General features: G+C 50.2%; 20 protein-coding genes. 11 read left to right on the top strand and 9 right to left on the bottom strand.

Going from position 1 to position 20,153, the window contains the following annotated elements; all coding sequences use genetic code 11:
* The first annotated feature begins 16 nt into the window (after positions 1-16).
* The 4 genes from ACZ483_RS03915 (at position 17) to ACZ483_RS03900 (ending at position 4,909) form a co-directional block, all read left to right on the top strand.
* Complete coding sequence (locus tag ACZ483_RS03915) at positions 17-2,635, top strand: arsenate reductase (azurin) large subunit (protein ID WP_464324866.1); 2,619 nt, start codon at positions 17-19, stop codon at positions 2,633-2,635.
* Between the two features lie 57 nt (positions 2,636-2,692).
* On the top strand, positions 2,693-4,024 hold the full coding sequence (locus tag ACZ483_RS03910) for a hypothetical protein (protein WP_464324062.1): 1,332 nt from the start codon (positions 2,693-2,695) through the stop codon (positions 4,022-4,024).
* Between the two features lie 83 nt (positions 4,025-4,107).
* Positions 4,108-4,518, top strand: a complete 411-nt coding sequence (locus tag ACZ483_RS03905) for a hypothetical protein (RefSeq protein ID WP_464324063.1) — start codon at positions 4,108-4,110, stop codon at positions 4,516-4,518.
* Complete coding sequence (locus tag ACZ483_RS03900; RefSeq protein ID WP_464324865.1) at positions 4,511-4,909, top strand: serine kinase; 399 nt, start codon at positions 4,511-4,513, stop codon at positions 4,907-4,909. The genes ACZ483_RS03905 and ACZ483_RS03900 overlap by 8 nt, the downstream gene beginning before the upstream one ends.
* Here the strand turns inward: ACZ483_RS03900 and ACZ483_RS03895 are convergent.
* From ACZ483_RS03895 to moeB, 4 genes are read right to left on the bottom strand one after another with little or no spacing between them, the layout of a single operon-like run.
* A complete protein-coding gene (locus tag ACZ483_RS03895) occupies positions 4,903-5,253 on the bottom strand; it encodes a response regulator (RefSeq protein ID WP_464324864.1) in 351 nt (116 codons plus the stop codon). The two genes, ACZ483_RS03900 and ACZ483_RS03895, sit on opposite strands and share 7 nt — an antisense overlap.
* A complete protein-coding gene (locus ACZ483_RS03890) occupies positions 5,250-5,483 on the bottom strand; it encodes a Uma2 family endonuclease (RefSeq protein ID WP_464324863.1) in 234 nt (77 codons plus the stop codon). The genes ACZ483_RS03895 and ACZ483_RS03890 overlap by 4 nt, the downstream gene beginning before the upstream one ends.
* Before the next feature lie 52 nt (positions 5,484-5,535).
* On the bottom strand, positions 5,536-5,781 hold the full coding sequence (locus tag ACZ483_RS03885; protein ID WP_464324862.1) for a Uma2 family endonuclease: 246 nt from the start codon (positions 5,779-5,781) through the stop codon (positions 5,536-5,538).
* Between the two features lie 9 nt (positions 5,782-5,790).
* Positions 5,791-6,606 carry a molybdopterin-synthase adenylyltransferase MoeB gene (gene moeB / locus ACZ483_RS03880; RefSeq protein ID WP_464324861.1) on the bottom strand — a complete coding sequence of 272 codons (816 nt, stop codon included), beginning with the start codon at positions 6,604-6,606 and terminating at the stop codon, positions 5,791-5,793.
* A gap of 62 nt (positions 6,607-6,668) precedes the next feature.
* On the opposite strand from moeB, the gene hemC reads away from it, so the two are divergent.
* The 5 genes from hemC to ACZ483_RS03855 all read left to right on the top strand — a co-directional run bounded on the left by hemC (position 6,669) and on the right by ACZ483_RS03855 (position 12,205).
* Positions 6,669-7,583, top strand: coding sequence for a hydroxymethylbilane synthase (gene hemC / locus ACZ483_RS03875; protein WP_464324860.1), 915 nt, complete (start codon positions 6,669-6,671; stop codon positions 7,581-7,583).
* Positions 7,584-7,855: 272 nt separating this feature from the next.
* Positions 7,856-9,517: an ATP-binding protein gene (locus ACZ483_RS03870; protein ID WP_464324859.1), complete on the top strand. Its 1,662-nt coding sequence runs from the start codon at positions 7,856-7,858 to the stop codon at positions 9,515-9,517.
* A complete protein-coding gene (locus ACZ483_RS03865) occupies positions 9,489-10,724 on the top strand; it encodes an N-acetylmuramoyl-L-alanine amidase (protein WP_464324858.1) in 1,236 nt (411 codons plus the stop codon). Before ACZ483_RS03870 ends, ACZ483_RS03865 begins: the two co-directional genes overlap by 29 nt.
* 21 nt (positions 10,725-10,745) lie before the next feature.
* Positions 10,746-11,708, top strand: a complete 963-nt coding sequence (locus tag ACZ483_RS03860; protein ID WP_464324857.1) for a cellulose biosynthesis cyclic di-GMP-binding regulatory protein BcsB — start codon at positions 10,746-10,748, stop codon at positions 11,706-11,708.
* Positions 11,705-12,205: a shikimate kinase gene (locus ACZ483_RS03855; RefSeq protein WP_464324856.1), complete on the top strand. Its 501-nt coding sequence runs from the start codon at positions 11,705-11,707 to the stop codon at positions 12,203-12,205. Before ACZ483_RS03860 ends, ACZ483_RS03855 begins: the two co-directional genes overlap by 4 nt.
* Here the strand turns inward: ACZ483_RS03855 and ACZ483_RS03850 are convergent.
* From ACZ483_RS03850 to ACZ483_RS03840, 3 genes are read right to left on the bottom strand one after another with little or no spacing between them, the layout of a single operon-like run.
* Positions 12,192-15,440, bottom strand: coding sequence for an efflux RND transporter permease subunit (locus ACZ483_RS03850; RefSeq protein ID WP_464324855.1), 3,249 nt, complete (start codon positions 15,438-15,440; stop codon positions 12,192-12,194). The two genes, ACZ483_RS03855 and ACZ483_RS03850, sit on opposite strands and share 14 nt — an antisense overlap.
* A gap of 4 nt (positions 15,441-15,444) precedes the next feature.
* Entirely contained in the window at positions 15,445-16,566 is a 1,122-nt protein-coding gene (locus tag ACZ483_RS03845; protein WP_464324854.1) for an efflux RND transporter periplasmic adaptor subunit, read from the bottom strand.
* Positions 16,563-17,873 carry a TolC family protein gene (locus ACZ483_RS03840; RefSeq protein WP_464324853.1) on the bottom strand — a complete coding sequence of 437 codons (1,311 nt, stop codon included), beginning with the start codon at positions 17,871-17,873 and terminating at the stop codon, positions 16,563-16,565. Before ACZ483_RS03840 ends, ACZ483_RS03845 begins: the two co-directional genes overlap by 4 nt.
* Positions 17,874-17,965: 92 nt before the next feature.
* Here ACZ483_RS03840 and ACZ483_RS03835 point away from each other — a divergent pair, with 92 nt between their 5' ends.
* Positions 17,966-18,142 carry a hypothetical protein gene (locus ACZ483_RS03835; RefSeq protein ID WP_464324852.1) on the top strand — a complete coding sequence of 59 codons (177 nt, stop codon included), beginning with the start codon at positions 17,966-17,968 and terminating at the stop codon, positions 18,140-18,142.
* Between the two features lie 8 nt (positions 18,143-18,150).
* Positions 18,151-18,936 (top strand): ATP-binding protein, encoded by a 786-nt coding sequence (locus ACZ483_RS03830; protein WP_464324851.1) that lies wholly within the window; start codon positions 18,151-18,153, stop codon positions 18,934-18,936.
* Here ACZ483_RS03830 and ACZ483_RS03825 read toward each other — a convergent pair.
* Positions 18,902-19,771 (bottom strand): ferritin-like domain-containing protein, encoded by an 870-nt coding sequence (locus tag ACZ483_RS03825; RefSeq protein ID WP_464324850.1) that lies wholly within the window; start codon positions 19,769-19,771, stop codon positions 18,902-18,904. The genes ACZ483_RS03830 and ACZ483_RS03825 overlap by 35 nt on opposite strands.
* 1 nt (position 19,772) lies before the next feature.
* Positions 19,773-20,135: a nucleotidyltransferase domain-containing protein gene (locus tag ACZ483_RS03820; protein ID WP_464324849.1), complete on the bottom strand. Its 363-nt coding sequence runs from the start codon at positions 20,133-20,135 to the stop codon at positions 19,773-19,775.
* Between the last annotated feature and the right edge of the window lie 18 nt (positions 20,136-20,153).

Genomic DNA, 20,153 nt, shown 5'->3' with positions numbered 1-20,153 from the left:
AAAGGAGGTGTGAACCATGGCGCTGTTCACAAGAAAGGACAAGTTGCCTATACCGCCTAAGGATGCTGTAAAGAAGACTACCGTCTGCCAGTACTGTAACGTCGGTTGCGGGTACAACGTCTATATATGGCCTACCGGTAAGAACGGGGGACCGAAACCGAGCGAGAACGCTCTTGGAATAGACTTCAGAAAGCAACAGGTGGCTCTACAGGGTCAAGCGATCATAGAGAATATGCACACGGTAGTGACAGGTAAAGACGGAAAGCAGTACAACGTTCTTGTAATCCCCGCAAAGGACTCGCCCATAAACAGGGGTAACTACTCTATAAGGGGAGGAACGAACGCTCAGGCCACCTATGCGCCCAGCAAACCCACAAGGAGCAGGCTCCATTACCCCCTCCTTAGGGTCGGAGACCAGTTCCAGCCCGTTAGCTGGGATGAGGCGATAGAGATAATCGCGAGGGTAGTTAAGGGAGTTAAGGATAAGTGGGGACCGGACTCCATAGCTATGAAGATCCACGACCACGGAGGTTCTGGATCGGGATTTGAGGACAACTGGGCTGTTGGAAAGTTCTTCTTCGTAGCGGTAGGAACGAGGATGCTCTCGATCCACAACAGACCTGCTTACAACTCCGAGGTATGGGGTCAGAGAGAGAGAGGAGCACACGAACTTAACTACACCTACGAGGACGCAAGGCTCGCTGATACGATAGTCCTCTGGGGAGCGAACTCCTTTGAGACCGCTTCGGTTTTCTACACAGAGCACATGCTCCCCAACCTTCAGGGAGCGACGATTTCGGAGAAAAGGAAGATTTACAAGAAGGGGGAGCCTGCCGAACCTGCGAGGATGATAGTGGTTGACCCCAGAAGGACTGCGTCGGTTACCGTTGCGGAATCAGTGGCACCAGATAGGGTCCTCCACTTGAGACCTAACCTCGGAACCGACTACGTCCTCGCCAACGCGATAGCGAGAGCTATCTACGAAAAAGGTTGGCACGATGAAGATTTCATAAGGAAGAGGACGGACCTCAAAACCTTTGAGGATTACAAGAGGAAGTCTCTAATGCTCAACGTACCCTACGACGAATTCATGAGAAGGGTTGAGAGGCTCACAGGAGTTTCCAGAAGGGACATAGAGAAGGCTGCGGAGTGGATAGCTAAGCCAAAGAAGGGTGGCTTTAGGAGGAGAACGCTCACCATCTACGAAAAAGGTGTCATCTGGGGATACAAGAACTACGACACAATAGCCTCGATAGCTCAGATAGCGGCTCTTACTGGAAACTACGGAAAGCCTGGAACGGGCTGTGGAAGACAAGGGGGGCACCAGGAGGGTTACGTAAGACCTCACAGCAAGTCAAGGGCCAAGCTTGTTGGTTCAATCTACGCGGGAGGACCTCCTCCCAACATAGACGAGTACGTGAAGTGGGATCTAAGATCGAAGGTTTACTTCGTATCTGGAACAGATCCTTACCTTTCAACTCCTAATTCCCAAGAGTACAAAAAGAGAATTCACGAGAGAACTTTAGCTCTCACGAAGTTCCTCTCAGAATATGCAGCTGCTGCTGGAGAGCCTGCTGGACCTGAAGAGAGAGCGAGGAGGATTTTAGAAGGCTTAGGAAAGACCGATGGACTCTTCCTCGTTGTAGTTAACATGTACCAAATAGAGACTGCTCGCGATGCCCATGTAATACTGCCTGCAGCTGGATGGGGTGAGACACCGCAAACTTCAATTAACTGTAACTCCAGACTTCTAAGGATCTACGACAAGTTCATGGATCCGCCCGGAGATGCTAAACCCGACTGGTGGATATGGGGAAGGATAGCAACGAGGATGAAGGAGCTATACGAAGCGGAGGGGAATTACAAGGAAGCCAAGTACTGCTCTGGAATGGATTGGAAGGACGCCGCGGAGGTCTTTGAAGACGGTGCTTCAGAATTCCCCAACAACAAGGTTTCCAAGGCGGACGAGGCTAAACTGCCGGCGGAGTGCTACAAGGGTGTAACACACGATCTGCTCAGAAAACTCGGTCAGAAGGGAATACAGACTCCAGTCAGAATAGATCCGAGAACCGGCAAGCCGGTAGGAACTAAGAGGAGATACACCTACAAGTTCGGAACTCCTGACGGGAAGTGGAAGTGGTATGGAACGGATCCGTGGGACCCCGATCCTAAGAAGTTCTACCCTCCCCAGATCACAAAGTACCTTAAGAACGGTAATGATAGAAAGTTTCCCTTCTGGTTCACTAACGGAAGGACGCAGATATTCTGGCAGACAGGTTACAACGATAGATATTTGCCCGAAAAGGTCTACACCATACCCCTGCCTTACATAGAGATGAATTACAAGGATGCTGAGAGGCTCGGTATAAAGAGCGGAGATCTCGTTGAAGTCTACAACATGGAGGGTAACTGTGTGGCTGTGGTCTACGTGAACGACTCTCCGCCTCCGGGAACAGTTTACGGACTTATGTACAGGTTCCATGAATCTTTGAACCACCTGACAACGAGCTATACAGATCCTAAGACGACCATACCCTGGTACAAGGCATCGAGAGTAGGGATAAGGAAACTGCCCGGACATCTCGAGCACATACTGAAGTACACGTCCTTCCTGCCCATCAATGACTTTAGCTAATTACCTGCGGGAGGGGCTTCCCTCCCGTTTTAAAAACCAAGGAAGGGGGTACGCGCCATGAAAAAGAAGAAGATTGTTGGAACAGCACTCCTGTCAGCTATCCTTGCAACACCGACCGCTCACGCGGTGAAGCTAAGCGACGCCAACATCGACTTCGGCATCCAGTACAGGGTCATGTACAACAACTCCAACATAGGCTCTAAGAAGCAGTACGACTTTTTCAGACAGAGACTCAGGCTCAACTTAGACGTCCACACAGAGGAGAACGTGGGCGGATTCATCCAGATCGAGTACAGAGGCGGATGGGGAGGCTCATCCCCAGAGTCCAGCGATCCCAGAGGAGTTTACGCCATCAACGCCTTTAACAGACTCCAGGCAAGAGGAATAAGGTATGGATACCTGTACTTCCCCATAGGTCCAGGTAAGGTTCTTGCAGGTATCCTTCCAGCCAACGATCAGGTTGACCAGATGCTCTTCTCCGCGGACTGGGATTTCAACGTTGGAGGAATAGCCTACGCAGGGAGTGCCGGAGCCTTTAACTGGAGAGCAGGAATAGTGAGGTTAGTTGAGGGACAGGCACTTATAAGCAACTCACAGATAAACGAGGATCAGGATGAAAACTTCGTGATCTTAGACCTGAACACCAAAGCAGGAGGAGTGGATGTTGGAGTTCACTGGTACGGAGCTTATGGGAAGGTTTGTATTCCAGGAGCAGGTCAGGAGTGTGTAGACAGCGACAACGATCCGACAAACGACGCTCCTGCAACAAAGCTCAACCAGACATGGCTTGGAGCCCATGCGACAGCTAATCTGGATATGTTAAAGCTTCATGGTGTGATTCTCTACAACACTGGTAAGGTTGGAAACACAAGGAACGATGGGTTCTTGGTGAGGATAGAACCTTCCTTCAACTTTGGAAAAGTGGGCGTGAGCCTGCTTGGAATTTACTCAAGCGGTGAGGACGATGGTACAGGTTTTAAGACCGTTTACAACCTGGTTGGAACAGCAGGATACTGGGCGTACACTTACATATTCACTCCTCACGGACCTTCCGATGTAAACGACTTTGGGCTTGAGCCGGGGAACAGAGGCTACGGTCTAATAACTTTGCAGGGGAAGGTTGACGCTCCGATAATGGACAGACTATCAGCTCAGGCGGTGATTGGGATCTTCAGGTCAACCAAGGATATGCCTGTAGGAGGAGGACAGACTTCCAAGAACCTCGGAACAGAGTTTGGAGTTCAACTCACTTACAACGCTGGTAAGCACATGAACCTTGAATTTGGAGGGGCTGTGGCGAGTTTAGGAGATGCTGCCAAAGCCAACTACAACGGAGTTGATAAGTCTTCTGTTAACGAGTTTTTTGCAAGGCTCCAGCTCGAGTTTTGAGCTTCCCTCTGTCCCCTGTATGGCTGCCGTTTACGCTGCCGGCGTAGGCGGCGGCTTTTTAAGTTTATCAGAGGTGAGGAGAGATGCCTCCTGTTCTCGACAGGAAGGATTACAGACTTCTGATAAAAGAGAGGAAGGACTTCATAGTCTGTATGGAAGGTGAGCGGAAGGAGAAGCTGTTCGAAGAGATCTTTTCAAAGTATGCGGGATACGTCCTTGTGCTCGTCTGCAGACCTGAGAACTGCCCTGAGCTGGTGAGGTCGTTGAGGATAAAGACACTACCTGCCATACTTTTATTTTCTGAAGGCAAGCTCATAGACAAGATAACAGATCTGAGTGAAAGGAGGGAGGTATTTTTGAAAATAGACAACTTTCTTAAGTTTCTTGGTCTCAAGGAAGACTTTTTTCTGAAGAGGTACATATACCAGAGAAGAACCAAGAAGGACATGGAGATATTAGAGGAACTCTACTATCGAGAGGTATGGAATGGATAGATTCGATTCAGGGAGGTGGTACATGAGACAGGTTAAGGTTGCGATAGCAGGTCTTGGAAGAGTGGGGAGCGTCTTTCTCGAAGCACTCCTATCGGCGAATACCGATAGCGTTAAGGTAATAGCAGTTGCGGAACCGAGGGAGGAGCTTGAGTCGGTCAAAAAAGCTAAGGAGAACAACATAGGCTACTTTAAGGATGCGAGGAGTATGCTCGAAGCCTTTGGAGACGAGATAGACGTTCTGTTTGATCTGACAGGGAATGCAGTTCTCAGGACGGAACTACACGAAATTCTCAGCTGTCAAGGGAACAAGCACACAGTTATAGTTCCCGAAAGAATAGCTTACCTTATATGGGCTCTTATAACGGAAGGTAAGGCGCTTTATCCTCACTGAAGGATCTTACTAACGAGCTCTACTATTGAGCTTACCGCAACGCTGTTGGGAATCACTATCTGCGCTCCGAGCTCCTTAGCTCTTTCCTGTAAGCTTATATTCTTATGACCGCAGTAGGCGATTACCTTTACTTCCGGATACTCCCGCTTCAGGTTTTCTAAAAGCTCCAGTCCTCCGAAGCCTTCGAGGTTTACTATCGCGACCTCTATGTCCGGGTTCTCCTTTATTATCTCCTTAGCTTTATTCCATCTGCTTGCCGTATAAACTTCCCAACCTTGGGACTTGAGCAGAGATGAGATCTTTGAGGAGGTTATCAGGTTTGAGTCCGAAAGGAGCACCTTCATGGGAATATATCTTCCAAGTTTACCTCCAAATTTTCTATGATCTTGGATCTAACTTTTCCTCTTTTCTTGGCTTCTTCCACAAGCTTGAACTTCCCCTTATCGTTTACGTAGACCTCTACAGTTCTCATCTCCGGATCAACTATCCAGTATTCCTTCACTCCCTTGCGTTCGTAAACCTCTTTCTTCTTTCTCAGGTCATAGTAAGCTGTGGAGGGGGAAAGAATCTCCACCACGAGGTCGGGAGCGCCGTAAATACCATCCTCTCTCAGGATATTCTTCCGTTCATATGAATATTAAATCCGGCTGGAAGGCATTTTCTTCGTCGAGATAGACGTCAACGGGTGAAAAGAGGACCATACCTTTGTTCTTCAGATGCTTTCTCAGGATCTCAAAGAGGTTTCCCGAAACCATCTGATGGATAGGTTTTTGTGCCGGAATCATTACAAGCTCCCCCTCTATGAGCTGGTAGGGACTTCCTTCCGGAAGCTTTCTGTAGTCCTGAACGGTAGCTTTCGTCTTTATAGACATACTTTAAATTTAGAATCTTGCCTCACAGGTGTGGTCGTACTCTATGAGTTCCTTAATGGTGGGGTTCTCTCCGCAGAGGGGACACTTGGGATCCTTCCTGAGCTTGACCTTCCTGAAGTCCATCGAAAGGGCGTCCATAACGAGGAGCTTACCAACGAGGGGCTCTCCTATGCCGAGGAGAACCTTTATAGCTTCCGTTGCCTGAATGCATCCCATTATTCCGCCGATGGACCCTAATATCCCCGCCTCCTGACAGGAGGGAACCATTCCGGGAGGTGGAGGTTCGGGGAAGAGGCATCTGTAGCAGGGGGAGTTCTCCTTGTCTCTGAAGTCAAATACAGAGCACTGACCTTCAAACCGGAGCATAGCGGCTGAAACGAGGGGCTTACCCAGGAAGTAACAGGCGTCGTTTATCAAAAACCTCGTGGGGAAGTTGTCCGTTCCGTCGAGGATAACGTCGTAGTCCTTAATTATGTCCATTATGTTCTCTTTGTTTATCATCTGGTTGTAGGTTATAACCTTCACATCAGGGTTAAGGGCTTCAAGAGTTTTCCTTGCAGATTCAACCTTCGGAGTTCCTACTCTCTCGGTGGTGTGGAGTATCTGCCTCTGGAGGTTGGAAAAGTCCACCACGTCGTAGTCAACTATGCCGATAGTCCCGACTCCCGCCGCCGCAAGGTAGAAGAGTGCGGGCGATCCGAGACCTCCCGCTCCTATGACAAGAACCTTGGAATTGAGGAGCTTCTCCTGACCCTTTCCCCCTACTTCGGGAAGGATTATGTGCCTCGCATACCTCTTGATCTGCTCTTCCGTGAACTGGAACATGGTTAATATGATACAAACTTTTCTTAGATTAGCAATACGAGAAGAGTCATAATAGATAAGTTATGAAGGTCAGAATAGGAACCAGAAAGAGCAAACTCGCCCTTTGGCAGGCTAACTTCGTCAAGGAATTCCTTGAAAGGAAGTGGGATGTTGAGGTTGAGCTGGTAAAGATAACTACCACGGGGGACAAGATCCTTGACGCTCCCTTGGCAAAGATAGGAGGGAAGGGGCTCTTCGTTAAAGAGATAGAGCAGGCTCTGATAGATAGAAAGATAGACCTTGCGGTTCACTCACTGAAGGACGTTCCTATGGTCATTCCGGAGGGTCTCACCCTCGGAGCTATAACGGAGAGGGAGTTCCCCTTCGACGTTCTAATCTCGAGGGACGGGAAAAAGCTTGCGGAGCTACCTGAAGGTGCAAGGGTGGGGACATCATCTCTAAGAAGACAGGTTCAGATAAAGAGGCTCAGGAGAGATCTGAAGGTTGAGATCCTCAGGGGCAACGTGGATACGAGGATGAGGAAGTTAAAGGAGAGTCTCTACGACGCCATCGTTTTAGCCTATGCGGGAGTTAAGAGGATGGGATACGAGGAGGAGATAACCGAAATACTTGACTACTTCATCCCGGCGGTGGGGCAGGGAAGTCTCGCTATAGAGATAAGGGAAGACGACAAAAGAATAAGGGAGCTTATAGAGCCATTGAACCATAGGGAGAGTTACATAAGAGCGGTCTGTGAGAGGGCTTTCCTAAGAAGGCTTGAAGGAGGTTGTCAGGTTCCGATAGGGGCTTACGCGGAGGTGAGGGAGGGTAAGTTATTGATAAGGGGGTTTATTTCAGACCTCGAAGGAACTAAATTTATCGAAGGCAAGGAGGAGGGAAATCTTGGAGAAGCCGAATCGATCGGGGAGAGGCTCGCGGAGGATCTGCTTGAAAGGGGAGGGAAGAAGATACTCAAGGAGATCTACGGAGGAAGTTAATGGGAGTACTTTAGTTTTACAGCCTCTTATCAGAAAAGAGTTGGAGCAGAAATACATGGGTCTTGGAATTCTCGCTACCGTGATTCTTCTGTTGGGAGGGTTTTCACTCATAGTGCTGGGAAACAAATTGAATAACAAGGAGGAGAACGAATGAAAGAGGTCTATCTTTACGCTTTGTTTATAGGTCTTATAGTCTGGACCTTCGGGATGGTCGTAGGATACTACGAGTTAAAAAAGAAGAAGTTAAAGGGAACCGCTTAGGAGGTTAGATCATGAAGCCTATAGGTATAGTGCTTGGGACAAAACCCTCCAATCCCTTAGAGTTCTGGGTAGGGATAGAGGAGGGAAGCTACCTCCAGCTCGACGACGTTGTTCTCGTAAGATCGAAGATCGATGGGACTTCGGAAGAGGTCAGGTTTTACGGTCTCGTCCACGAAGTTCAGAAGTATCTCGAAGGTGTTGAGCTCGCTTACGAGGCTAAGCTTGTAACGACGGGAGTGGTTCCTGCGAACATCGCCTACATGGCAAGGGTTTTGGTGACAAGGATAGAACCTGAGATATTCATACCTCCCACACCCGGAGATCCGGCTTACAGGGCGAAGGGCAAAGATCTCGACAAGGCTCTTTACTACGACAACATGAGGTGCAGGATACCGGCAGGACTCACAAGGAGCGGAGACGTCGTTTACCTGAACTACGACTTCCTCAACGGAAGAGAGGGAGCCCACGTCTCCATATCAGGAATGTCTGGGGTGGCTACCAAGACCTCCTACGCTCTCTTTCTGCTCTACTCCATATTCCAGAAGGCGGACGACAGGAACAGGATCCACGGGCTGATATTTAACGTCAAGGGTAAGGATCTACTCTGGATAGATAAGAAGAACAAGCGTTTCGAGAGGAAGTTCGAAGAGGACTTCAGAAGGATGGGTCTCGATCCGAAGCCTTTCAGAAACGTAGGCTTTTACGCCCCTCCGGAGATGCCCGGAAGCCCCATACCTGCGACCAAGGACAGGCTCGACAGCGTGAACCCCTACTGCTGGAGTATGAAGGACTTTGCCCAGGAAGGACTTCTGAGGTTCCTCTTCGCCGAGGGAGACGAGGGGACTTCCTCCCTCCACTACGTGATAGACAGAGTTACAGAGAAGCTTCAGCAGCTTGCGAAGGACAGCCCTCCTGACGTCCTTATAGATGAGAACGGAAGGGAGATAGGGAGTCTTTACGATCTTTTGAAACTGCTTCAGGAGGTTATAGAGGACAGGGAAAGCAAGACCGATCCCGACAGGTACAGAGAATGGTTCGGAACCGCCGCGACCTCCACAGCCTACGCCTTTCTGAGGCGCTTCCACCACGCGGCAACCCACTGCAAGAACCTGATCCACGGATCCCAGTCGAGGGGTATAGACTGGAAGGCTAACCAGCTCACTGTGATAGACATCTCAGACCTTCACGGTATAGCAAAGATGTTCGTCGTAGGTTCCATGCTAAAGAGGATCTTCAAGGAGAAGGAGGAAAGTGGAAACCCCTATCCTAAAATCTTCGTCGTTCTTGACGAACTAAATAAGTACGCTCCCAAGGATAGGTGGAGCCCCATAAAGGACATACTGCTCGACATTGCTGAGAGGGGCAGGAGCCTTGGGGTGATACTGATAGGTGCACAGCAGACGGCGAGCGAGGTGGAGAAGAGGATAGTGGCGAACGCGGCTGTAAAGGTTACCGGAAGGCTCGACAGCTCAGAGGTTCAGAGTAAGGAGTACGAATTCCTCACGGGGAACTTCAGACAGAGGGCGATAATGCTCAAGAAGGGTAGCATGATCCTCTATCAGCCCGACATTCCGAACCCGATAGTTATAAACTTCCCCCTCGCACCGTGGGCTACAAAGAAGGAGGAGGCGGAGGAGGAAGTGTATGTTCCAGAGGAGTTTGATCAGTTTTAGCCTTTTGCTACTTTTCCTTACCACCGCGGTTCTCGGTAAGGTTTTAGGAACTGAGTACGGCGTTTACGAAGGGAAAATCAGAATAGTCCTCAATCTGGACAGGAAGAGGGACTTTAAGATCTTTACCTTAGAGAATCCTCGTAGGATAGTGATAGATATTTACGGGGAGAGGAAGGTTGGGAAGATAAAACTGCCGGTTGATATGAAATATAGGGTCGGAAGGCACCCTTGGGGAACGAGAGTGGTGATAATCTATGAGAGAGACTTCTCTCTCAAATACTTCTACCTGAGGAATCCAGACCGTATAGTTCTCGACCTTTACAGAGAAGATAACGGGCTGTATGCGGAGCTTATGAAGATCATAGGAGATGGACCCAAGAATTCAAAAATATCTGTGGCAAAAATCAGTAAAAAGGAGAAGAGTATTGAGGAGGAGGATCCCATAGCCGGACTTCTGAAGAAGGTCAGATCTCAACCTCTCATATACGAGGAGAAGGTGATAGTTATAGATGCCGGTCACGGAGGTAAGGATCCCGGAGCCATAGGCTACGGTGGACTCAGGGAGAAGGATGTGAACCTTGCGATCGCCAAAAGGGTGGCGGAGTTCCTGAGGAGGGATGGAAGGTTCAAGGTGATTCTGACGAGAAAGGGTGATTATTTCGTAGAGCTTTACAAGAGAGCGGAGATAGCTCTTCGGAACAGAGCTGATCTCTTTATAAGCATTCACTCCGATGCGGCACCCCGGAGGAACCCAAGAGCTAAGGGAACTCAGGTTTTTGCACTATCCTACAAAAGAGCTATGGAAAAGAAGAGACAGATACTTAGAAGTAGAAGGTACGCGAAGCTCGTCCTTGGAGATGCTGCCAATATAAAATCGGGAGTAGTCAAGAAGGTTTTGGCGGATCTCGCCATAGATGTTACTCTTACGGAAAGTGTGTATTTCGCCCGCCTGCTCTCTAAGGAGCTCCGGAGTGTTCTCGGTAAGGACGTTTACTTCAAAGGTATAAATAGGGCTGGTTTTGCAGTTCTAAAAACACCTGGGATCCCTTCAGTTCTTGTGGAAACCGGTTTCATTACCAACCCTTCCGAAGCTAAGAAGCTGAGGAACCCAGAGTTTCAGAGGAAAGTCGCCTGGTCTGTATACAGGGCTATAGTCAAGTACTTTTATGGGGAAGACTTCGGACAGAAACTTGTAAAATATAAGTAATCACTAACCGGAGGTGGAATCATGCTACCTTTAATACTCCTACTCTTTGTATATTCAGGCTTTGCGAAGCCCATCTTAGATACTCCCGCAGAAGTGAAGCGCTTTCCTTTCGTAACCTATAAGGAAATCTGGACAGGGACGCCTGCTCAGGTCAGGGAAGCGACTGTTCCTGCTGTTGTAATAACCTACGGAAGGAGAGAGTCAAAATCGGTTATAGCTTCAGCTTCCCAAATAGCCTACTTCCTCGGACAGTGGACCGAGGACTTAGGTATAGACCCCCGCAGCGTGAGGAAGGGGTACATACCATCCGTGATAGAACCTTTTAACAGAGCCATCAAGAGCGGCAAGAACCTGATAGTTCTCGGAACGAAGAACAGCATAGTAAGAGGGCTTGGTTTAAAATTCAACGGACCCACCTTAAAGGTGGTTGAGTGGAAAGGGAAGAAGGTCCTTATAGTGGGAGGAAGGAACGATAAGGAGGTTGTCGTAGCAGCTCGCTTCCTTGCCAATAGGATAGTGGGTTTTAAGGCGGGTGCTTACAAAACCTTCTTCAGTTTCGTAAAACTAAGAGGTCTTATAGAACACGATAACTTCGAAGCAGCCCTCCATTTAATAAAGGATCCCTCGGGACTCTCCGCCTGTGGTAAGAACATGTCCCTCGCGGCTCCCATGATGCTTAGGTTTCCTCCTGAGGTTAAAAAAGTGGTGAAGAGAAGGAACAGGATAATGTACGTCGAGCTCGCAAAAGCGGTAAAGACTAAAGACAAGGCAAGGGCGGTAAAGCTCTGGAAGGAAGCGATGTTTACCTGCTACCAGTGCCATCAGGGGATAGGTGTGAAGAGGCTCAGAAAGTTCATACCTAACCCAGAGATCCACTCGAAGCACCAGAGGATAGCCATGGAGTTCGGACTCGTTAAGAAAACATCTAAAGGTTTTAACTGCACTGCCTGCCACACCGGTAGAACGGAGATAAGGGGATATTGAACGGCGAGAGGATATTCCTCGTCGGCTTTATGTGCAGCGGAAAGACAACGGTGGGTGAGCTCCTCGCCAAAGGGCTCGGATGGGATTTCATCGACGTTGATAAGGAGATAGAAAAAAACGAAGGTATGAGCATCCCGGAGATATTTGAGAAGAAGGGAGAGCCCTACTTTAGAGAGCTTGAGCTCAGGACGCTTATGGAACTTTCCCGGAGGGATAGGGTAGTCGTATCCACCGGAGGAGGCTTGGGGGCGAACCCTGAGGCTATGAAGCTTATGAAGGAGAAGGGTATGGTTGTGTGGTTAAAGGTCTCCTTTGAGGATTTTCTGAAAAGGTGCGGTAAAGACGAGGGGAGACCCCTTCTGAAGTTGGGAGAAGAGAAGCTAAGGGAACTCCTTGAGGAGAGGAACAGAGTCTACTCACAGGCTCATATAGAGGTAGAGGGGGGAGACCCCTCCGATATAGCGGGGAGGATTATCAGCAAGATCAGTCGGCCATAAGATCCCTCTTTATCGTTTCGGGAGTTGGACAGAGCTCAGGGGGCATACCCTTAAGCTTAGAGGCATAGTACATGAGAGGGATGAGGACGAGGGTGAGGGTGGTCGATCCTATCGTTCCGAATATTAGTGATATGGCGAGCCCGTTGAATATGGGGTCGAAGAGTATAACGAAGGCTCCTATTATGACTGCTGCGGCGGTAAGGAGTATGGGTCTCGTTCTTATTACTCCCGACTCCACCACGGCAACGTGTATGGGAAGACCCTCCTTCAGCCTCTGCTCGGCGAAGTCCACCAAAAGTATGGAGTTCCTGACTATTATTCCTGCGAGGGCTATAAAGCCTATCATCGAGGTTGCGGTAAAGAAGACACCGCCCATGGTCTTGTCCATTATCAGGTGACCTGGAATTATTCCTACGAGGGTGAGGGGAATAGGAGCCATTATGAGACCTGGTATCTTGAAGCTTTTGAACCATCCGAGGATAAGGACGTACATCACAAACAGTGCAACTCCAAAGGCGAGTCCGAGATCCCTGAAGACCTCTAAAGTTATATGCATCTCCCCGTCCCACTTGACGTAAACCCTGTTCTCTATCAGCGGAAGGGACATCCAGAGCTCTCCAATTTCTCCGTAGGGGTTTTCCACTCCAAGAACCTTATCTCTCACGTCCAATATTCCGTAGAAGGGTGCCTCCTCCCTTCCCGCAACGTCTCCTATCACGTAGATGACCCGCCTGAGGTTCTTGTGGTAAATAGTTTCGGGTATGGTGCTCTCCTCAAGCTCCACCAGTTCTGAGAGGGGAACCGCCTGACCTTTGGAGTTTACGAGCTTAAAGTTTCTCAGTATCTCAGGTATCCTGTACTCTTCTGCAAGCCTTATCCTTATGGGAACGTGTTCGGTGTCTGTGTTCTGGAGTATCCCTACCTGCATTCCACCTATGAGAGACTTCATCGTAAAGACTATCTCCTCCTTGGAAAAGCCGCTTAGCTTAGCCTTGTCCTCCTTGACCCTGAAGGTGAGCATGGGGGCGGGTGACTCTAAGTAAATCCCCTCGTCGGTTATGCTCCTTGAGCTCCTAAAGATATCGAGAACCTTGAGAGCGACCTCCCTCTGAACCCCCCTCTCGGGGGCATAAACCTCCGCCACTATAGGTGAAAGAACGGGAGGTCCCGGAGGAACCTCAACGACAGCGACGTACTTGGCTCCGTGCTTTTTGGCTATTTCATGGACCTTCGGTCTTATCATCTTGGCGAACTCGTGGGACTGCTCCTTCCTGTCGTGCTTGTTTACGAGGTTCACCTGTATCTCCGCAAGGTTGGAGGACTGCCTGAGGTAGTAGTGTCTCACGAGTCCGTTGAAGTTGAAGGGCGCTGCTGTTCCAACGTATATCTGATAATCGGTAACTATGTTGAACTTTGCTATGTAATTACCTATCTCCTTGGCTACCCTTAGGGTCTCTTCCAAGGTTGTGCCTTCGGGCATGTCCAAGACGATCTCCAACTCCGACTTGTTGTCGTAGGGGAGCATCTTAACGACGACCGCCTTGGTATAGAAGAGGAAGAGGGATCCACCCATCAGGAGAAGGACGAAGGCATAAAAGGCGTATCTCTTCAGTTTGCTCGAGAGTAAGGGGATCATTATCTTGCAGTAGAACTTCCAGAAGAAGGTCTTTCTTATATCTATCTCGTGGGCTTCCCTCTCCTTCTTCAGGAACTTGTAGGACGCCCAGGGGGTTATGATGAAGGCGACAAGGAGGGAGAAGAACATGGCAACCGAGGCGTTTATGGGGATCGGTCTCATGTAGGGACCCATGAGTCCCGTAACAAAAGCCATGGGCATCAGGGCGGCTATGACCGTGAAGGTCGCTAAGATCGTCGGGTTTCCTACTTCGTCGGTCGCTCTAACTATGGCATCCCTCGGAGGGAGCTTCTGCATCTCAAACCAGCGATGTATGTTCTCTACCACTACTATGGCGTCGTCAACGAGGATGCCTATGGCGAAGATGAGGGCAAAGAGGGTAACCCTGTTCAGGGTGAATCCGTACATCTCGCTTAAGAAGAGGGCTATGGCGAGGGTAACTGGAACCGCAATTCCGACGACGAGGGCTTCCCTGACACCTAGGGCGACCGCTATCAGGAGGATAACCGAGAAGGTCGCTATGAGAAGGTGCTCAAGGAGCTCGTTAGCCTTCTCCTTTGCGGTCTCTCCGTAGTTCCTCGTTACAGTTATGTTTACGTCCTTCGGAATTATCCTTCCCTTCGTGTGTTCTACGAGCTTTAAGACCTCCTCAGCAACGTCCACCGCGTTCGTCCCCTTCCTCTTGGAGACCGCTATGGTAACAGCTGGAAGGAGGTTCTCTTCGGGTTTTTCTATCCCCTTGTGTTCCGCAGCGGGACCGAAGCCCATCAGGACGTAGTCCTTTATCTCGGATGGTCCGTCTATAACCCTCGCTACGTCCCTCAGGTACACGACCCTTCCTTTCTGAACACCTACGACGAGGTTCTCTATATCCTCCTTGGACTTGAAGAAGTTCCCCGTTTTTATTAGATACTCCCTGTTACCCTTGTTCACCTTACCGCTTATAGCCTGAGCGTTCGCCGCCTTGAGGAGCTTGGCTATGTAGAGGGGTGAAATCCTGTAGGCTTCGATCTTCTGGGGGTCGAGCTCTATCCTGATCTCCCTTGGAGTCCCTCCAACTATGAAGACGTCCGCAACGTTGTCTATCTTCTTTATCTCGTTCTGGAGGGTTGCGGCAAGTCTCCTGAGGGAGTACCAGTCGTAGTTCTCACCCCAGAGGGTGAGCGTGAGTATCGGAACGTCGTCGATGGACATAGGTTTTATAAGGGGAGGAAGCATCACTCCCGGAGGGGCGAGGTCGAGGGCGGACATCATCTTGGAGTTGAGATCTACGAGAGCTTTGACAGGATCGGTTCCGACGTAGAACCTTGCGGTAACTATCGCCCCGTCGTTGGTGGAGGCGGAATATATGTACTCTATGTCCTTGAGTTCCCAGAGCTTCTTCTCCAAGGGTATAACTACCCTGCTCTCTACCTCCTCCGGTGTGGCTCCCGGGTAGGAGATGAATATGTCTATCATGGGAACGACTATCTGAGGCTCCTCCTCCTTGGGAGTTGTGATAACCGCAAAGAGACCGAGAGCTAAGGAGACTACGATCAGTATGGGGGTGAGCTTGGAGTCTATGAAGTAGTGGGCGAGTCTTCCCGCAAGTCCGTACATCGGCTCAACCTCCTACCCTGCAACCTTCGCAGGCTCTCTCAAGACCTTCCACGACCACCTTCTCCGCTCCCTCCAGACCAGAAAGTATCTCGACCTTATCTCCTATCCTCCTGCCGAGTCTGACGAAGCGGAGTTCCAAGGTGTTGTCGGGCTTCACCACCCACACACCCGTGAAGTCCCACCTCTTGTATATTGCCGATAGGGGAACGAGAACGGTTTTCTTGGTAGTTTCCTCCACGAAGACCTTGGCGAAGAAACCGCTCCTGACGTCCCTGTCCTTTATCAGAGCCTTGATCCTGAAGGTTCTGCTAACAGGGTTCACCGCGGGCTCCTTCTCCACCACCTTAGCCTTCACGGACTTTCTCAGAGACTCTATGTAAACCTTGAGCTCGTCCCCCTTCTTCACCTTAGAGTAGAGCCTTTCGGGAAGGTTCACCTCCACCTTGTAGGGAGGTCTCTCCAAGATCAAGAGGGGCTGGCCGGGGGACGCGGTGTCCCCGAGATCTACCATCTTCGCAACCACGTATCCGCTGAAGGGCGCCTTTACCTCCGTATAGGAAAGGTTCGTGGAGAGAGCCTTTAAGTTCTCCTGCGCCATCTTGACACCCGATTCCGCCGCCTTTAGCTGGGCTTCCGCCGCCTTGAACTTCGCCTCTACCATGTCAAACTCGTGCTGGGTAACCGCCTGAGCCTGAAGGAGCTTCTTATACCTCTCGTAGGTCTTCCTGACCGCCTCGTAGTTGGCGAGAGCCATGTTGTAGTTCTGCTTAGCCTGAAGGAGCCTTTGGCGCGCCGCCTCTATCCTCGCCTTCGTGTCCCTCGGATCTATCCTTATGAGGAGCTGACCCTTCTTCACGTAGTCCCCCTCCTTCACACCTATATAGCTCACGTATCCCATCGTTCTCGTTGAGATCTCCGCTCTCTCGTCCGCAACGATCGTTCCCGTAAAGGAGAGTTTGCTTTTGTTCACCATCTCAACGGGAGCTATCTTCAGACCACTGACCACCTTCTCCTCCCTCTGAACCTCCTTTGCGGAGAGACGCGGGTGGAGCGCTCCCGATAACCAGACGATAACGGTGGTAACGGGCAGTATGAGAAAAACGATGTACTTGATAGCCGACCTCATCTTAGCACCTCCTTTATTACTCCCGCCTCTAAGAGGGCTCTGCCGTAGCTGAGATTACATTCATATAAGGCTCTTATGTAATCAAACCTCGCGTTCTCAAGCTGGGTCTGGGCGTCTAAGAGATCCACCATCCTCGCAAGCCCGTTGCTGTACCTCTCCTTGAGTATCCTCACCACCTCCTTCGCCTCCCTGAGCCTCTCTTCCGCAGATCTGAGGTTGCTCTTGGCTATCTCGTACTCCGAGTAAGCCTTCTCCACTCCGAAGAGGATAGCCTTCTTAAGGAGCTCCCTCCTGCTCTCCAAGGCTCTCTCCCTTTCCCTGAAGCTCTGCGCCTTTTTGAGCTCCGCAAGGGCGGTATTGAACTTAAGGCTGACGCTCAGACCGAACATGTAACCGCTCCCGTCGGAGCCGAAGGGGACATCTTTATCAAAGAGCTGATAGGAGGCGAAGGCTCCCACCTGAGGTAGCATGTCCGAGAGGGTCGCTCTGTAACCTGCCCTTACCGCTCTGATGAAGTTCTCCATAGCCTTAAGGTCTTCCCTCTCCGAGAGGGCTTTCTGAAGAAGCTCCTCCTTTGATACATCGGGGCAGGCTCTCAGTTCGGGAACTTCGTAGTCCGTGTAGTCCGTGTTGGCAACGAGGGAGAGGGCTTTCTTGGAGGTGTTGTAGTTCTCCTGCGCCTCTTTCCTTTTCTCCTCCGCCTTCTTTAGAAATACCTTAGCTCTTAGAACGTCCGAGAGTAGAGCCATACCGACCTCGTGGAGCTTCTGGGCTATTCTCAGATGCTCCTGCGCGTCCTCTATGTTCTTCTGGGCGGTCTTCAGGGCGGAACGGGAAAGGGAGGCGTTCATGTAGGCTTTGTAGGCTTTAAAGATCACCTCTTCCTCTTTCCTGCCCAACATCCTCTCCTGAGCCAACTTCTTCTCGCGGGTTACCTCTTTGAAGGCTCTTATCTTACCTCCCATCCAGATGGGTATCTCCAAACTCAGGTTGGTCTCAAAGTTGCTCACCGCGTCGGGATCGTTGAGGTTGGAGGGGGTAAAGTCGTTGGGGGTTATGCGCTCCTGATTGAGCTTTGTAAAGAGGACGTAGGCGGGTATGTCCGTCCTTGAAAATCTCTCTTCCAACTTTATCCGCGGGAAGAGGTTAGCCTTTGCGGATTCGTATTCCTTCTGCAGTGCCCTTACCTCCGCTCTGTAGGCTCTGAGCTCGAGGTTCTTGGTGAGAGTGTCATCAACCACCTTTTTTATGTCAAGCTCCTGAGAGAAGGTAACGCCGAGTATGAGGAGCGCCAACAGGAGAGCCATGTCTCACCTCCCGATTTAGAATATTAGAATATTCTAATATTCTTAAAAAGTCAAGTCCTATCCCCTTCCCTTCGGAAATTATATTGAATTCCATGTACGGATATTTGGAGAAGAGCATCCTCGACTTCTTAGCCTTCGGGTACTTCCTCGGGACGAGCCTCTTTTGGGTTCTTGCCGATCTCGAGGAGGAAGGGGCAATTCTGAAGTGGTTCATCTCCATGATAATAGCCCTTATAGCGGTCGCGGGTGTTATGGAGGGAAGGTTATAATCTGATCCATGAAGACCGAGGAGTGTCCCGACACCTTCTTCAAAGAGCATTTAGCCTTCAGGCTGAGATCCTCCGAGATAGAACCCATAAAGCATCCCTCCGTGCCCGATCCGGAGGACATAAAGAACGTGGACAGACAGAAGGAGATCCTCTTCAGGAACACCGAGCAGTTCGTCAGGAGCTTTCCCGCCAACGACGTCCTCCTCTGGGGTGAGAGGGGAACGGGCAAGTCATCGCTCGTAAGATCCCTCCTGCACACCTTCGGGAGGCAAGGGCTCAGGCTCGTTCAGGTTCACAAGTGGGACATCCCGTCTCTGACCGACCTCTACGAGGTTCTGAGAAACAGAGAGGAGAGGTTCATCCTCTTCTTTGACGATCTCTCCTTTGAGCCTGATGAGGACGCCTTCAGACTGCTCAAGTCCATCCTTGACGGGGATTTAGAGGAGAGACCTGAGAACGTCCTCGTTTACGCCACCTCCAACCGAAGGCATCTCATTCCCGACGTGGAGATAGAGGAGAAGTTCCCCTCCGAGTCCCTTCAGGAGAGGATCTCTTTAATAGACCGCTTCGGGATAAGGCTCGGCTTCTTCGCCTTTGATAAGGAGAAGTACCTTGAGATAGTCCGCCACTACGTCAGAAAGAGGGAACTGGAGGTAAGCGAGGAAGAGCTCGAAAGGGAAGCTCTTATGTGGGCTACGGAGAGGGGGAACTTCTCAGGTAGAACTGCCTACCAGTTCGTGAAGGATCTTGAGGGAAGGATCAGGCTCTCTTCCCTTTCAGATCGCCTACGGTGAGCTTCCTCATCCTCCTCATGAACTCCAAGAGTCTCTGCCTGTGGTACTCCTCCTGATTGTTTATCCACTCCAAGAGCCTCTTAAGAGAGGGATCGGAGATCTCCTTAGCCTTTGTGAGATACTCTTCCTTGGAGGACTCTTCGTAGAGTATGTGCTCCTCCACCCTCTTCGTTTTCTTGAGTTCGGGCATAGAGAGGTCGGGCGTAGCTCCCAACTCTCCTATCTTCTCTCCGAGCTCTCCCATGTGAACCATGCTCTCTATGGCAAGGTCAAGCATTATGTCCTTGTACTCGCAGTTCTTCGAGTGGAAGAAGTTGTGAAGGTAGTCAAGGATTATTTTGTACTCCTCTCTGAGAAGTTTGTTGAGGATCTCCGCCGTCTTCTCGTCCGCCTGAGCCTTCTCCTCTTCGGAGAACTCCCTGTTCTTGACCAGTTCCAAGAGTTCGGAAAACTCGTGTTTATGCTCCGTCTCGTCGTTTATAACCCTCTCTAAGAGCCTCTTCACCGAATCGTCCTTCACGATCTCCAACTGCTTCGTGTAGGTATCTATCGCAAACTGCTCCGCGTTCACGTCGCTCTCCAACATGCTCTTCCAGTCGGGACCTCCGACCTTTATCTCCTCCTCTATTCTTTTGAGTTCCACCTCACCGCCGAGCTGAACCACCTTCTGGGCGAACCACTTCATATGCCTCATCTCCTGACGGGCTATCTTCTCTATCTCCTCCGTTATCTCCGCGTTCCCTATCAGGAATATATGGTAGAGGTACTGGACTATCGCCGAGTGCTCCAAGGCAACGTCGTAGAGGAGTAGGGATATAAGTTCGGACTTTTTCATTTCATACCTCCTTTATATCCTCCTTAATAAACCTCTTATACCATCCCTCGAACTGCTCCGGAGTGGCGAAGTGAACCTCGAAGGGAGCGTAGAGGTCTCCTATGGCTCTCAGGAACTCCGTAACGATCTCACTCCGCCTGCGAACCCTTTCGGGAACGTTTTTGGAGACGACGAGGACGTCTATGTCGCTCCTGCCGACTATGTAATCTCCCCTCACCACCGAACCGAAGAGGTAAATCCTGACGTCATCACCGAGTTCCTTTTTAAGGATCTCCTTAAAAGTTCGTAGATACCTTTCCGGATCTTCGAAGTACTTCTTCTCCCTGCGGACTCTTTCCTTAAGAAGCTCAAGAAAGACACTCATATACGATCTCCCTGACCT

Source organism: Hydrogenivirga okinawensis, assembly GCF_055385515.1.
Note: the sequence above shows the minus strand (reverse complement) of the source record. Positions and strands in the feature narration are given on the sequence as shown.